11 protein-coding genes are annotated in these 14,044 nt (G+C 57.5%); 4 read left to right on the plus strand and 7 right to left on the minus strand.

The features are described 5' to 3' along the window. Positions 1-14: 14 nt before the first annotated feature. From mexE to AC3IUF_RS13815, 6 genes are all read right to left on the minus strand, one after another. The gene (gene mexE, locus AC3IUF_RS13790; protein ID WP_007914931.1) at positions 15-1,268 is read right to left on the minus strand and encodes a multidrug efflux RND transporter periplasmic adaptor subunit MexE; all 1,254 of its coding nucleotides are present in this window, start codon (positions 1,266-1,268) and stop codon (positions 15-17) included. 272 nt (positions 1,269-1,540) lie between these two features. After that, entirely contained in the window at positions 1,541-3,280 is a 1,740-nt protein-coding gene (locus tag AC3IUF_RS13795; RefSeq protein ID WP_489281332.1) for a dipeptidase, read from the minus strand. A 242-nt stretch (positions 3,281-3,522) separates the two neighbouring features. Continuing rightward, the gene (locus tag AC3IUF_RS13800) at positions 3,523-4,038 is read right to left on the minus strand and encodes a hypothetical protein (protein WP_007914927.1); all 516 of its coding nucleotides are present in this window, start codon (positions 4,036-4,038) and stop codon (positions 3,523-3,525) included. After that, positions 4,035-4,769, minus strand: coding sequence for an alpha/beta hydrolase family protein (locus tag AC3IUF_RS13805; RefSeq protein ID WP_007914925.1), 735 nt, complete (start codon positions 4,767-4,769; stop codon positions 4,035-4,037). The genes AC3IUF_RS13800 and AC3IUF_RS13805 overlap by 4 nt, the downstream gene beginning before the upstream one ends. Before the next feature lie 4 nt (positions 4,770-4,773). Further along, positions 4,774-5,271, minus strand: coding sequence for a PAAR domain-containing protein (locus AC3IUF_RS13810; protein ID WP_007914923.1), 498 nt, complete (start codon positions 5,269-5,271; stop codon positions 4,774-4,776). 337 nt (positions 5,272-5,608) lie between these two features. Further along, a complete protein-coding gene (locus AC3IUF_RS13815; RefSeq protein ID WP_007914920.1) occupies positions 5,609-6,523 on the minus strand; it encodes a LysR family transcriptional regulator in 915 nt (304 codons plus the stop codon). 269 nt (positions 6,524-6,792) lie between these two features. Here AC3IUF_RS13815 and AC3IUF_RS13820 point away from each other — a divergent pair, with 269 nt between their 5' ends. The 4 genes from AC3IUF_RS13820 to pgm all read left to right on the plus strand — a co-directional run bounded on the left by AC3IUF_RS13820 (position 6,793) and on the right by pgm (position 13,010). After that, positions 6,793-7,815 carry a zinc-dependent alcohol dehydrogenase family protein gene (locus tag AC3IUF_RS13820; RefSeq protein ID WP_007914918.1) on the plus strand — a complete coding sequence of 341 codons (1,023 nt, stop codon included), beginning with the start codon at positions 6,793-6,795 and terminating at the stop codon, positions 7,813-7,815. A gap of 547 nt (positions 7,816-8,362) precedes the next feature. Next, entirely contained in the window at positions 8,363-9,814 is a 1,452-nt protein-coding gene (locus AC3IUF_RS13825) for a hypothetical protein (protein WP_007914915.1), read from the plus strand. A gap of 49 nt (positions 9,815-9,863) precedes the next feature. Next, on the plus strand, positions 9,864-11,261 hold the full coding sequence (locus AC3IUF_RS13830) for an aminotransferase-like domain-containing protein (protein ID WP_042704921.1): 1,398 nt from the start codon (positions 9,864-9,866) through the stop codon (positions 11,259-11,261). A gap of 105 nt (positions 11,262-11,366) precedes the next feature. Next, on the plus strand, positions 11,367-13,010 hold the full coding sequence (pgm, locus tag AC3IUF_RS13835; RefSeq protein ID WP_007914911.1) for a phosphoglucomutase (alpha-D-glucose-1,6-bisphosphate-dependent): 1,644 nt from the start codon (positions 11,367-11,369) through the stop codon (positions 13,008-13,010). A 72-nt stretch (positions 13,011-13,082) separates the two neighbouring features. Here pgm and AC3IUF_RS13840 read toward each other — a convergent pair whose 3' ends face one another. Beyond that, complete coding sequence (locus AC3IUF_RS13840) at positions 13,083-13,778, minus strand: pirin family protein (protein ID WP_463542990.1); 696 nt, start codon at positions 13,776-13,778, stop codon at positions 13,083-13,085. Positions 13,779-14,044: the final 266 nt, after the last annotated feature.

Genomic DNA, 14,044 nt, shown 5'->3' on the forward strand with positions numbered 1-14,044 from the left:
GGAGTTGTCGTCCCTTAACCGCGTGGGGTCGTAGCAGCCAGCTTCACAACCGAACCGGACGCACCTTTGGCAGGGGCGACTTTGGGCAGGTTGCTGGCTTCCAGCGCTTGACGTTGTTGAGCGAGTGCCGCGATGGTCTGTTCGCTGGCCATTGGCACCACTTCAGGAGTGACCGGTGAGCCAGGGCGAACCCGTTGCAGACCCTTGACGATGATCGTGTCGTCCTTGTTCAGGCCGTTACGGACGATGCGCAGGCCTTCGATTTTCGGACCCAGTTCGACGGCGCGGTACGCGGTTTTGTTGTCCGCATCCATCACCAGCACGAACTTCTTGCCGAGGTCGGTACCGACCGCTTCGTCGTTGATCAGCATGGCGTTGTAGGTACCGCTGCCGACCAGTTTCAGGCGTGCGTACAGGCCCGGGGTGTAGGTGCCGTCGCGGTTGTCGAACACCGCGCGACCACGGATGGTGCCGGTTTTCGGGTTGACCTGGTTGTCGACGAAGTTCATCTGGCCGAGGTGCGGGTTGCCGTCTTCGTTGGACAGGCCCATGTACACCGGAGTGGTGGCACCGCGCTGACCGTTACGGGCGAGTTGGGTGTATTTGAGGAACACGCGCTCGTCGGCGTCGAAGTAGGCGTAGACGCGGTCGGTGGAAACCACGCTGGTCAGTGGCGTGGTGTCGGCGGTTACCAGGTTACCTGCGGTAATTTCGGCACGGCTGACGCGGCCACTGATCGGTGCGGTCACGCGGGTGAAGCTGAGGTTCAGTTTGGCCAGATCCAGTTGCGCTTGCAGGGCACCGACGGCGGCGCGGGCTTCCTGTGCAGCGCTGGTGCGCGAGTCGGCCAGTTCGGCGGAAATGGCGTTGCTGGCGCGCAGACGCTCACCACGTCCGGCTTCGTTTTCACTGCGGGTGGCGTTGGCGCGGGACTGGGCGACCAATGCTTCGAGGCGGCGCACCTCAGCCTGGAACGGACGCGGGTCGATCTGGAACAGCAGGTCGCCTTTCTTGACCAGTGCGCCTTCGGTGAAAGCCACCTCGTCAATCTGACCGGAGACCCGTGGACGGATTTCAACGGTTTCTGGCGCTTCGAGGCGCCCGGTGAATTCGTCCCACTCGTTGACCGGTTGTTCGATCACCTTGGCCACGCTGACTTTCGCAGCGGGCATAGTGGCGGCAGTCTCCGGAGTCTTGCCGCAGGCGCTCATCACCAGTACGGCCAACATGGCCAACGGGAAGCGCAAATGTTTGAGTGACTGTTCCATGGATGCATCCGCCAATGTATTGAAGATGGGCGGATGATGCTCGGCGGGGTGTGATGGCACGAATCGAATGAAGCAAAGGTAACTATCATTCGGAATGATATAAGACCCGAACGAGCCCTCTAGCATGCACCTTTCGTTAGGTGGCTATCAATCTCTCTCACGGCAATTCTCTGTTGCCTGACCTGCAAAAGTCAGGAGCGAGGCTGCGCGGCGGGGATTATGCGGGGATTAAAAATGCCGAACCCGCCATGGCGGCGGGTTCGACAATGTGATCAGAGTTTCGGCAACTGGCCGACACGTCCGATCATTTCCGTCACGATCTGCAGATCCAGCTGGAATTGCTCCACGGTCTTGAACTCGCCATCAGTGTGACCGGTGTACTTCACATTTGGCATGGCCAAACCGAATTGCACGCCATTCGGCAGTTCATGCACCGAAGTGGCGCCGGCGGAAGTGCCGAACTCGTGTTTCATGCCGAGGTTTTCTGTCGAAACCGCCAACAGTGCCTTGACCCATTCGCCCTCAGGATTGCGGTACATCGGCTCGGCAATCGAGTAGTCGAACGCAACCGCTACGTGGGATTTCTTGCTCCACGCCGCCAGTTTCTCAGCGATTTCAGCCTTGAGCTTCTCCGGCGACTTGCCCTTCGGCACGCGCAGGTTGACCGCGAGTTTGAAGGCTTTGTCATCCATTCCGACGTAGGTCAACGACGTTGTCAGCGGCCCCATGAAAGCATCGGAGAAACCGACCCCCAGCTTGTTACCGAGGTAATCCAGACCCCAGTTGTCGGCGGCGTAACGCGCGGCATCGGTGATGTGGTTGTGCTTGAACGCGACTTTGCCATCAAGGCTATTGATAAAGACCAGCATCCGCGCGACCGGGTTGACCCCGGACTCTGGCTCGGAGGAGTGCGCAGATACGCCAGTCACGGTCAGTTTGACGTCTTTGCCGTCGACCTTGGCGCTCACCTGAAAATCGCCGCCATTGCGCTTGGCAAACTCGTCACCGGCCTTCTGCAGACTGGCGGCCAGCTCCGCAGGCTTATCGGTGACCAGGGTGGCGACAGACGCTGATGGAATCTGGTTGGTCGCCAGGCCACCGGTCATCGAGATGATTTCCGCACCTTTGCCTGCACCTTTGCGCTTGGCAAAGTTGGCCATGACGGTGCCGTAGCCTTTCTCGGCAATCACCACCGGGTAACCGCCGTCCAGCGCCAGGTTGTAGTTCGGTGTCGGATTGCGTTCGAAGTAGTAGGGAATCGCGTCGCCCGTGGTTTCTTCAGTGGTGTCGACCAACAGCTTGAAGTTGCGCACCAGCGGCAGCTTTTCTTCCTTGATGACTTTCATGGCATACAGCGTAACCACGATGCCGTTCTTGTCATCCTCGGTGCCACGACCGTACATGCGGTCGCCGATCAGAGTGATCTTGAACGGGTCGAGGCGGGTGCCATCCTTGAGCACCCAGTTTTCCGGTGTCACCGGTACCACGTCAGCGTGCGCATGAATGCCAACCACTTCGTCGCCGCTACCGTCGAGAGAGATCTCGTAGACACGATTGTCGATGTTGCGGAATTTCAGATTGAACGACTCGGCAAGGCTCTGAATCTTCGCCGCGATCTTGATGAATTCCGGGTTGTCGTGCTGTTCGACGCCATCCTTGCGAAAGGTCGGGATCTCCACCAGTTCGCGCAGGGTTTCAGTGGCGGCAGCGCTGTATTTCGCGCGCGTGTAGATACCCAGCAGACGATAGATTTCGTTCTGCTGATCGGCGGTCAGGGTCTTGTTATCAAGGTACGCGCCAATCGCCGAGCCAATGTCGGCGGTTTTCGCCAGATCGCTCTTGCCCAGATTACCGATGAACTGGCGGAAATCAGTGGCTTTTTCAGCGCTGTAGGTCTTGAGGATTTCTGCACTCTGCTGCGGGGTGATATTGGCTTGCGCGGGCGCGGTGAACACGGCGAGGCCGGCCAGCATCAAGGTGGTGGCAGCCAGTTTTTTGAAAGGGACATTCATTACGAAGGGCATTCCTTTGCAGGGCAGTGAGTTAGGCGTGTCTCAAGGTTGGGACACATACGCTTACAACCTAACACCGTGTCAGAGCCTTGCGGGAGTCCTGAAAGGGGATGTGTCGCACAAAAATGCAAAAGAGACGCACAAATGAAAAAGCCCGGGGAAGGTTTCCGGGCTTTTTTATGGGTGCTCGCCTGACAACCAGTGCTTCTCCAAATCCTTGCGCCAGGTTCAGCAAAGCGCGGCTATCTGAAGATCTGTTCAATCATGATCCTGGAGGGGATGAATAACGTATTAGTGTAATAGGCCTCATACCCATAGGCGGTTATGCGAACTTTGCACGGGATGGAAGTTTGCGACGTCAGCAACGGTTTGATGGCGTCGTAGTCATTCAAGTCGCGTTGCGTACCATCCGGATTGGTGTAGTAGAAGATCAGGTCGGAGGAAAACTTGTAATTGGGCCTGGCTTGACCGCTTGCGTTCACTCGCCCTTCGGCTTTTACCGCGATTGAATGCTCGGATGAGAACTCCATGTCGCGATTGAGAGAGCAGATCAGGGTAGGGTTGAGCTGGTTGGAGTTTTCGTAATCATTGAAAGCGTTCTGCAAATCCACAGTGGAGTTGAAGTGGGCCGTGAACAGATTGGCGGGGCCGAGCTCAAACGACGATAGCGTGAGGTCGGCGGGGGGAATGCTCGCCGTTTTTACGCAGCCGGTGAAGAGTAGAACGCCCAGGTATATGACCGCGCGGAAGCTGTTCATTGGCCGAAAATACCGTTGATTGAGTCAAAAATCAGATCGCAGGCGGACTTCGTCCCTTGCACAGGTTCTATAAACATCCAGTCAGCAGATGCATGGTGCCTATCAATGGTCTTGTTGATGGTCGGACCAGACTCGATCATCCAACGCTCCCCGAATTCTGCGACACCGTCAGATTGGTCAGGTGTACTGGCGTTGGCCCGGATGTTGATCCATGTTTCAGCGACAGGCGTTGGCTCCGAAAAATAGATATCGGAACCCAGCCATACCAGGAATCCTTCACCCACTGGATCGAGTGTCACCAGATATTTGATGGTGTAACCGGCTTCGGAAAGGATCTGTGACAGATGTGCGCCGTTCCATCCGCCGAGGCTGTGGCCGACGATGTAAACCGGGCAGGATTTGCTGGGAATGTTGTCGATGAAGTGAGTCTGGATATCGCCGGAACCCCTTGCATCCTTATAACTTTTAGGGAACCCCGTGTATTTCGCCGGCAGCTTGGCGCTGCCGGCAATTTTGCCGTCGAGCTGTTTTTTTGCGTCGTCGATATTGTGGAACGCGCCTTGAAAATAATATTTCTCTTGGTCGGCAGCCCCACCAATGAAAAAAACGATCGCCTTCTTTACGGGAACGGGAGCCGTCTTTACCGACTGATCCTTCACGAGTGTTAACGTCGGCGTGACGGCCAGACTCGCGGTATTTCCATTGGGAAGCTGGATTTGCTCTGCCGGCATGTTTTCAATCTTCCAGAAATAGTTTGAAGGTTTCTGCCACGTGTGAACTCACGACATGCGTGAACCCCAGCGAATCACTGGTGCCGTACTCGAAACTGCCGTCCGCGCGCTGAATCGCGTAGGCATGATTAGGCATGGGCTCACCCGTGCTTTCGTCGATCAATTTGATCTTGTCGCTGAAGTGCACCGGCATCGGCAGCAGACCGCTGAAAGGTGCCGAGACGAAGGTGTCGCCGATGATGACTGTTCCGGAACCGCCCACAACGATGTTGCCGTGTCCGCCCGTGCTGTCGATCGTCGCAGCATTCAAACCATTGATGAAAACGGTCGAGCTGACGCCTCCCGTGATCGGACTGCCACAAGCGGATTTGTCGGTCATCCGGGCGGCAGCAAGCCCGTCAAAGTTCACATTGGGCGAGCCACTGGCAATGGGATTCGTGCCATGTCCCGGAAGAGGGCAGCTAGTGGGGTCCGTGAGGCGTGCAGCAGGTTTTCCGCTCATGCGAAGTTCCGTTTCAAGAGGTCAGATCGGGCAGCTGTGATGGATAGCCGTAGCGTAGAGCGCCAAGGCTGTCCGTTGGATCGGCAGCCTTAAGCGGTCGTAGAATCGGGAATGGCGAAGGTGTGGTGGCAGTTCTGCGAGACATTGACCCCATGTGCATCCGGACGGATGCGAGTGTTCGCCTTCAATCACACCGGTGGTGTTTGAAGACGCGAGGGGCACAAGCGCTTGCATACGTGAAGTACGCATCAAATTTTACCGTCCCTGGAAATTTCGTTGCGAAGAATGCCGCAAGCTACGCTTGCGTTCAATAATATTCAGAACTGCCAGCGCTGATTCAGAGACTATCCGGATCCCCAAAAAACATCTGAATCCGCGACCGCAACCAACGCTCACCCGGATCATTATCCTGCGATCCACGCCAAGCCATATGCAGCTCAAACGTACGCGTCGGCAACGGCGGGTCCTCCGCGCGAACACCGCCGGCAGCCGTCAATGCTTCCGCGGTGTAATCGGGCACGGTCGCGACGATGTCAGTGCCCGCCAACAACGTACTCAACCCATTGAACTGCGGAACAGCCAGCACCACATGGCGCTTGCGTCCGAGCTTCTCCAGCTCTTCATCAATAAAGCCACTGAGGTCACCGGCAAACGACACCAGCGCATGCGGACGCGCGCAATAGTCGTCCAGGCTCAACGGCCCCGGCACAGTATCGGCACGCAGCAATTTTGGCGCGCTGCGACGCAGGACCTTGCGCTTGGCGTTGGCCGGCAGGTCCGTGGTGTAGCTGACGCCAATGGATATCTCGCCGGAAGCCAGCAGGCCCGGCATCAATATGTAATTGACGCGACGAATCACCAACACGATTCCCGGGGATTCGGCGCGCAGGCGTTTGAGCAGCATTGGCAGCAGGGCGAATTCGACGTCGTCGGACAAACCGATCCGAAATACCGACGTGCTGGTCGCCGGGTCGAATTCGGCCGCACGGCTGACGGCGGTCGAAATCGAATCGAGGGCCGGTGAGAGCAGGGCGAAGATTTCCACCGCACGGGCGGACGGTTCCATGCTGCGCCCGGTGCGTACAAACAGCGGGTCATCGAACAGGCTGCGCAGGCGCGAGAGCGCCGCACTGATTGCCGGTTGACCGAGAAAGAGCTTTTCTGCCGCCCGGGTCACACTGCGTTCGTGCATCAATGTTTCGAATACGATCAACAGGTTCAGGTCGACACGACGCAGGTCATTACGATTCATCTGGAGTCCTGGCAGAGTCATCAAGCTTGACGAGAGCGGCCATATGAGAACAATGGCCGGCATGAATCTTACGGGGAAAGGCTGGTACTCTGCACCGGAAAATTCAGCTTGAGTGAGACGGTGGCAGCAGTTTTTCATGGATTTTGCCACTGCCGCCCCTGTTGCGGAATCAATGACAGGCATGTCGACTATTAATAGCCACTGATAGTCTTGGGTCAAAAGCCCAGATAGAGTTCATGGCATTAGAGGTTACTTTGACGAGGTTTGCGATGTCCCGCACGATCCGTTTTCACAAGTTTGGTCCGGCCGAGGTGCTCAAATGCGAAGAGCATGCGGCCGCTCAGCCAGGTCCTGGCGAAGTGCAGGTGCGTGTCGAGGCAATCGGCATCAGCTGGTACGACACCCTGTGGCGTCAGAACCTGGCATCGTCCCAGGCACGTTTGCCATCGGGTCTTGGCCATGAAATGGCCGGCGTGGTCACTGCAGTCGGTGCCGATGTCGAGGACCTGTCCGTCGGTGACAAGGTCGCGAGTTTTCCGGCTGAAAGCCCGAACGACTATCCGGTCTACGGCGAGTCGATCGTACTGCCGCGTACTGCGCTGACCCGTTATCCGGATGTGCTCAGCCCGATCGAAGCCAGCGTGCATTACACGCCACTGCTGATCGCCTACTTTGCCTACGCCGATCTGGCGCGGGTCAAGCCGGGGCAATTCGCTCTGGTCACGGACGCCAGCCATTGTGCCGGTCCCTCGTTTGTCCAGTTGGGCAAGGCGATGGGCGTGCGGGTGATCGCTGCGACCAAAGAAGCCGAAGAGCGCGAGTACCTGCTGTCCCTCGGTGCAGAAAAGGTCATCGTCACGGAAGAGGAAGATCTGTTGATGCGAATCAACAAGATCACCGACAACCGTGGTGTCGATGTGGTGTTCGACGGTCTCGGCGGCCCACAGATGTCGCTGCTTGGCGATGTGCTGGCGCCGCGTGGCAGCCTGGTGCTGTACGGTTTGCAGGGCGGCAACCAGACGCCGTTCCCGGCCTGTGCAGCGTTCCAGAAGAACATCCAGTTTTTCGTGCACTGCATTGGCAACTTCACCGGCAAGCCGGAACTGGGCATCACTCAGGACCACGTCGCTCTGCAACGTGCTTTGCGTGACATCAACCAGTTGACCGCTGATCGTGTGTTGCTGCCGCTGAAAACGCGGGTTTTCCCGTTCAACGAATTCGTCGAAGCGCATCGCTACATGGACGAATGCCCATGCCGCGAACGGGTTGCCCTGCAAGTCGAACCGGCGTAAGCCTTGTCATCAGAGTCCGTGGCCCCACGGACTCTTGTGCGTTTACCTCCCTCCTGAAAAACACAGCGCTCTGGTGCAGCCCCCGGGACCGTTCAGCAACTGAACTGGTTTTTGCTCCCTATCTGTATCTTCTAATCACAATGTAAGCCCTGATAATTGAATGATTACTTTCATCTCAAGGAATGAGCCATGGCTGTGCATTCAATTTGTCCTGCGCGATATCAAACGAATAAATCGATTGATCAAGCCAACTTTTGTTTAATTGTTGTAGGGCTATTCGGAAACTGCTTCTCTTTTTCTTGTACTCACTTGTCGTGGGACATTGTGGGAAGTTTCCTAGGACTGCGTCCGGAAAAAAATATCCCTGCAATTACAGCGGTTTGAGGCTGTTGGTCGGTCGCTGAAGGGGTTTTTGCAGCTCAAGTGTTTCAAATAACTACAAACTTGTAAGTGTTAGCATTCGAACGTCTATTACTTATTGATGAATTGTCGCCAGACTGATTTTCAGTCCGCGCGGCATGAAACTTTCGATACCGGGTAAATACCGATGAGCACGATCCATGATCAGGCAATGAACTATGTCTACCAGCAAGTATTGCAACGTTTGCTGAGTTTCTTCTCTCGCGCGGAACGCACGGCGTTGCAGTTGCTGATCCAGCGACTGGCAGTGGCCGCCGGCGGTATGGAGAACATCGGTCATTTCAAGGTTCTGGTGAACCAGTCAGGGTCGCGCGACAGTTGTTATACGCTGGCCCTTTTACGGGCCGCACAACTGACCATTGCTGGCCGATCGCCCGCGACCTTTCAGCTGCGGGTCGCCAACCTGCGTTGGAACGGCAGCAGCCCGGCGTCCCTGCAAAACATGCACCGCAGCTACAGCGCGCTGTTTCTGTATGACGATCCACGAGTCGAACTGGTGATGGTGGATCACCGCGAGGTCCTGCCGTTTGATCATCAGGCACCCATTGGCGAGGCGGGGCGTGAAGCCAACCGCATCAATCTGTTGCTGATCGGCCATCGTCGAACCTGGAACGAAACGCTTGAACTGTGGGATGACGCTTATCTGGCCACTGCCGAGTTCTACGGGCAGGTTGCCCGCTGGAACAATGGCGTCGATGCGATGATCGGCAGTGAATCCGTGCGCCGTCAGGGGCACTTCCTTGAGGGATTGGGGCGCGCCGCGCAGAAAGCCGCGATTGCCGGGCCGCAGGTGAGTTCTCTCGGCTTTGACATGCTGTTCCCGCTTCTCGATGGACTGGGTGGCGATTATTACCGCGAGTTTTATCCCGAAGAAGAGCGGGTAGCGTGGCGTCCCGAAGGTCAATTCGAGGCCTGTCGGCGCACCAGTTTCATCAGTATCAACGACATGATTGTCGGCAAGCTCGAAGAACGCTGGCCCTTGCTGAGTGATTTTCTGGGTTTCCAGGCTGATGACCTGACGCTTTATCAAGGTGATAACGAACATGTGGAACCTCTGGTAGCTGCGCATCTGCAGGGCTTGCAGGCGCACTTCATCGAGGGACGGACCTACGAGGCTGGCGTCAGCGATTACCTGAAAAACAGCCTGATATCCATGCGACAAAAACAGGTTCCCGAACCTGTTTGCGAACAGTTGCTGGCGAGTTTCGGCAATCTGCAGGCACTCGAGTCTCTGCGTAAGCAGGCAGAAAGCGCTCTGCAGGCCAATTTCGAACTGAATGAAATCCAGCTGACGTGCTTGCTGTTTTCACCGTTCATCAATGCTGGCGCCGGGCTCGAGCGGTTCTTGCGCAATTGTCACCCCGGCATGTTGGTGGCGTTGCCGGATCTGCACCGGGCGATGCAGGGCCTGCATGCGCCGGAACAGGTCATGAAATGGATGACGGATGTCAGTGGGCTGCCGGTCAGGCTGATTGTGCGCCTGTATGCAATGGGGCCTGTTCATATGCCTGCTGCCGGTGAAAAAGCCTCGCAGGACCCGGTCGTTGAACCGGCAGCTGATCGATCAGCGGAGGGGTGAACGTGAGCCTCGTGCAGGGAGATGGAGCCATGCCAACGGACGCGAGCTTGTGAAAGCGGCGAGGCAGAATGACTTTGTTTATCAGGCGGTATATCGATACCTCACGCTGCTGATAGACGAGGCGGGCAGTGGCTCGGCGGTGCGCTTGCCTTCACTGCGACAACTGGCGGATCGGCTCAATGTGTCGATCTCGACGGTCCAGTACGCCTATTCGCTGCTGGAAAAGGAAGGCAGGGTCTATTCAATCGCCAAATCCGGATACTACGCGCAAGCGCTACACGTATCGGACTCGCCCGATAGCGGCAGTGATTTGCTGGAAACCGTTTACGTCAATGCCAGGCGCCCGGGCATGTGTGTGCTGAGCGCCGATGAGCCGGCCTCTCTGCAACCGCTCGACAGTCCGTTACTGATGCTGGAGCGCGAACTGCTGCGTCAATATCCGCGCCAGCCGCAAGCGCTCGTGCAACCTTGCGGAGAGCTTGAGCTGCGCACGGTAATGGCCGCGCGTTATACCTCGTCTACCGCCAATTACTGGCGTGCGGATGACGTCTACATTGGTGCTGATCTGCGCGGTGTCCTGGACATTCTGATTTCCGTGCTTGAGTTGCGTCGCGCCACCGTGGTCGTCGAGTCGCCCTGTGACTGGGTGATCTTGCGTCTGCTGGAAGCCGCCGAGGTGCGTGTTATCGAACTGCCATTTGCCGGTGGCGTGATTGATCTGCAGCGCCTGGAGTCGGTGCTCAAGAGTGAGTCGGTGCGTTTGATCCTGTTGTCTTCGGCGTTGAGCATGCCGCGGGGCAGCCTGATACCGCTGAGCAACCAACAGGCAGTCGCGCATTTGCTCGGGCGCCATGGCACTTGGGTGCTGGAAAACGATTGTTACAGCGAACTCCACGAAGGAGGGGGCACCCAACGATTGCGTGACTGGCTGGACCCTGATCGTCTGCTGGTGTTTTCCACGTTCGAGAAATTCATTGGTGCCGAGGCACCCTTCGGCATATTGCTCTCACGGCAGTGGCGCAACGAGTTGCAGCGGCATTTTCTGTTGCGCGCGTTTCGCTTGTCGCCGATCCGTCAGAAGGCCGTTGCCAGGCTGTTGGCGGGTGGTCGGCTGGATCAGCATTTGTTGATATTGCGACGAATGCTCAAGGAGCGTCGCACGCAATTGATTGAGCTGTTGCGTGAGCGTCTCGGCGATGCGTTGCAGGTTGTCGAACCCCAAGGTGGTGCGACCGTGTGGGTGCGTTCTCTGCGGCCGGTCAACATGGCGCAGGTGTTCCAGCGCCTGCTGAGGCAGCAGATCATTATTGCGCCGGGCGAGCTGTTCAGCCTGCAAGGCCTGCATGCGCAGCATGTGCGGTTGAGTCCGCTGAGCCACGGCGAGCATGACTTGGCCCGCGTGGTCGGCCTGCTCGGTGACGCCTTGCGCTTGGCACCCGGTGAATAACGTTAAAAAACATCGGGAGCGTCCCGGATAGATCCCATCGCACTGCGGTCAAACTGCCAGTAAACTGCGCTCTATTCCTGAATCACTCTATTTCAGAGGTTTTGCATGACACTCAGTCCTTTTGCGGGCAAACCGGCACCGGCAGAATTGTTGGTCGATATCCCGCGACTGGTAACGGCTTACTACACCGGACAGCCTGACGCCTCGATTTCCACTCAGCGTGTGGCGTTCGGAACATCCGGGCACCGGGGCAGCTCGTTCGATTTGAGTTTCAACGAGTGGCACGTTCTGGCCATCAGCCAGGCGATCTGTCTGTATCGCGAAGCCCAAGGGATCACCGGGCCGTTGTTTGTCGGCATCGACACCCACGCCCTGTCGACTCCGGCCGGAGCCAGCGCGCTGGAAGTACTGGCCGCCAACGGTGTCACCGTGATGATCGCCGAAGGTGATGAATACACGCCGACGCCGGCCATTTCCCACGCCATTCTCTGCTACAACCGTGGCCGCACCTCGGGCCTGGCGGACGGCATCGTCATCACGCCGTCGCACAATCCGCCACAAAGTGGTGGTTACAAATACAACCCAACCAACGGCGGGCCGGCCGACACCCACATCACCAAATGGATCGAAGCCAAGGCCAATGAACTGTTGGCCGCCAAACTGGCCGGTGTGAAGCGCATCAGTTACGAGCAGGCGCTCAAGGCCAGCACGACGCATCGTCACGACTACGTGAACACTTATGTGGCCGACCTGATCAACGTGATCGACTTCGACGCCATTCGTGACGCCAAACTGCGCCTGGGTGTTGATCCGCTGGGCGGAGCAGGGGTGCGCTACTGGTCGGCGATTGCCGAGCATTACCGCCTCGATCTGCAAGTGGTCAACAAGGAAGTCGACGCGACGTTCCGTTTCATGACCGTTGACTGGGATGGCCAGATTCGTATGGACCCGTCGTCCAGCCACGCGATGCAAGGCCTGATCGGCCTGAAAGAGCGTTTCGACGTCGCTTTTGCCTGCGACCCCGATCACGACCGTCACGGCATCGTGACGCCGTCCGGTGGTTTGCTCGCGCCGAACAACTATCTCGCTGTTTCGATCGATTACCTGTTCCAGAACCGCCCGCAGTGGCGTGCGGATGCTGGCGTCGGTAAAACCGTGGTCAGCAGCGGTCTGATCGATCGCGTGGCCAAGCGCTTGGGGCGTCGTCTGTACGAAGTTCCGGTCGGTTTCAAATGGTTCGCCGACGGCCTGTTCGATGGCTCGCTCGGTTTCGGTGGCGAAGAGAGCGCGGGCGCATCGTTCTTGCGCAAGGACGGTGGCGTGTGGAGCACCGATAAGGATGGCCTGATCCCGGCATTGCTCGCCGCTGAAATGACCGCGCGCACCGGTCGCGATCCGAGCCAGGCCTACAAGGCATTGACCGATGAGCTGGGCGAACCGTTCTCGGTGCGCGTCGATGCCAAGGCCAATCCGGAGCAGAAAGCGTTGCTGAGCAAGCTGTCGCCTGCACAGGTCACCTCGACAGAACTGGCCGGCGAGAAAATCCAGAGCATTCTCAGCCATGCACCGGGCAACGATCAGGCGATTGGCGGTCTGAAAGTGATGACTGAAAACGGCTGGTTCGCCGCGCGTCCGTCGGGCACCGAAGACATCTACAAGATCTACGCCGAAAGCTTCATCAGTGACGACCACCTCAAGCAATTGGTCGTTGAAGCGCAGACGCTGGTAGATGGCGCCATTTCCGGCTGATGAAGTCGGCAAGCGCATGAAAAAAGGGGCAACCGTCTGGTTGCCCCTTTTTTTTGCCTGCCATTCGAGCGATCAGGCCAGATCCACCAGGACAATTTCACTGTCCTCAATGGCCGTGACGCTGAGCACTCGTTCCTGCGCCACCGCCACACCGTCTCGAGCTTGTGCACGCAAGCCGTTGACCTCAATCACGCCAGTGGCCGGCACCAGATACGCACGACGACCTTCACCCAGCTGATATTCGGCAGTTTCCCCGGCTTTGAGATTGGCCGCGACCAATCTTGCATCAGCGCGAATCCGCAAGCTCTGGTCATCACCTTCCTTGCCGCTGGCCAGCGTGACAAAGCCTTCGCGCTGGCCTTTCGGGAATGGTTTGGCACCCCACGAGGGCGGCGCGCCGGTTTCCGTTGGCAGGATCCAGATCTGGAAGATCTTGGTGTCCTTGGCTTCCAGGTTGTATTCGCTATGCGCGATGCCGGTGCCGGCGCTCATCACCTGAACGTCGCCAGCCTCGGTGCGACCCTTGTTGCCGAGATTGTCCTGGTGAGTAATCGCACCTTCACGGACATACGTGATGATTTCCATGTCGCGATGCGGATGTTGTGGGAAGCCAGTACCTGCGGCGATCACGTCATCGTTCCACACCCGCAGGTTGCCCCAGCTCATGCGCTGCGGATCGTAGTACTCGGCGAACGAAAAGTGGTGATGGGCATCCAACCAGCCGTGGTGGGCGCCGCCCAGCGAGCTGAAGGGTCTGAGTTCAAGCATGATCGTCTCCTCAAAAGGTTCGTCATGGGGTGTGAATGGTTGACACCCGACGCGACACCGGTGGTTTATGACGGCCATCATCTATCAGTCAATAATCGATAAAAAGCGTAAAAAGTGCGGCGTTATTATCGAATTGATCGATTGGAAACAAGCTCGAAAGGGTCTCATCTCACCTTCAGTTCATCGCCTAAACCAATGACCTGTAAGCATTTCGCTAGAATTGAACGGCAAATACAGACACCATAGCCGCAACAGCCTCACACACT

The organism is Pseudomonas sp. KH_040 (genome assembly GCF_057839305.1).

Excerpts from the sequence above, each read along its gene's own strand:
- mexE (WP_007914931.1), bottom strand. The coding sequence starts at position 1,268 with ATGGAACAGTCACTCAAACATTTGCGCTTCCCGTTGGCCATGTTGGCC.
- AC3IUF_RS13795 (WP_489281332.1), bottom strand. The coding sequence starts at position 3,280 with ATGAATGTCCCTTTCAAAAAACTGGCTGCCACCACCTTGATGCTGGCC.
- AC3IUF_RS13800 (WP_007914927.1), bottom strand. The coding sequence starts at position 4,038 with ATGAACAGCTTCCGCGCGGTCATATACCTGGGCGTTCTACTCTTCACC.
- AC3IUF_RS13805 (WP_007914925.1), bottom strand. The coding sequence starts at position 4,769 with ATGCCGGCAGAGCAAATCCAGCTTCCCAATGGAAATACCGCGAGTCTG.
- AC3IUF_RS13810 (WP_007914923.1), bottom strand. The coding sequence starts at position 5,271 with ATGAGCGGAAAACCTGCTGCACGCCTCACGGACCCCACTAGCTGCCCT.
- AC3IUF_RS13815 (WP_007914920.1), bottom strand. The coding sequence starts at position 6,523 with ATGAATCGTAATGACCTGCGTCGTGTCGACCTGAACCTGTTGATCGTA.
- AC3IUF_RS13820 (WP_007914918.1), top strand. The coding sequence starts at position 6,793 with ATGTCCCGCACGATCCGTTTTCACAAGTTTGGTCCGGCCGAGGTGCTC.
- AC3IUF_RS13825 (WP_007914915.1), top strand. The coding sequence starts at position 8,363 with ATGAGCACGATCCATGATCAGGCAATGAACTATGTCTACCAGCAAGTA.
- pgm (WP_007914911.1), top strand. The coding sequence starts at position 11,367 with ATGACACTCAGTCCTTTTGCGGGCAAACCGGCACCGGCAGAATTGTTG.
- AC3IUF_RS13840 (WP_463542990.1), bottom strand. The coding sequence starts at position 13,778 with ATGCTTGAACTCAGACCCTTCAGCTCGCTGGGCGGCGCCCACCACGGC.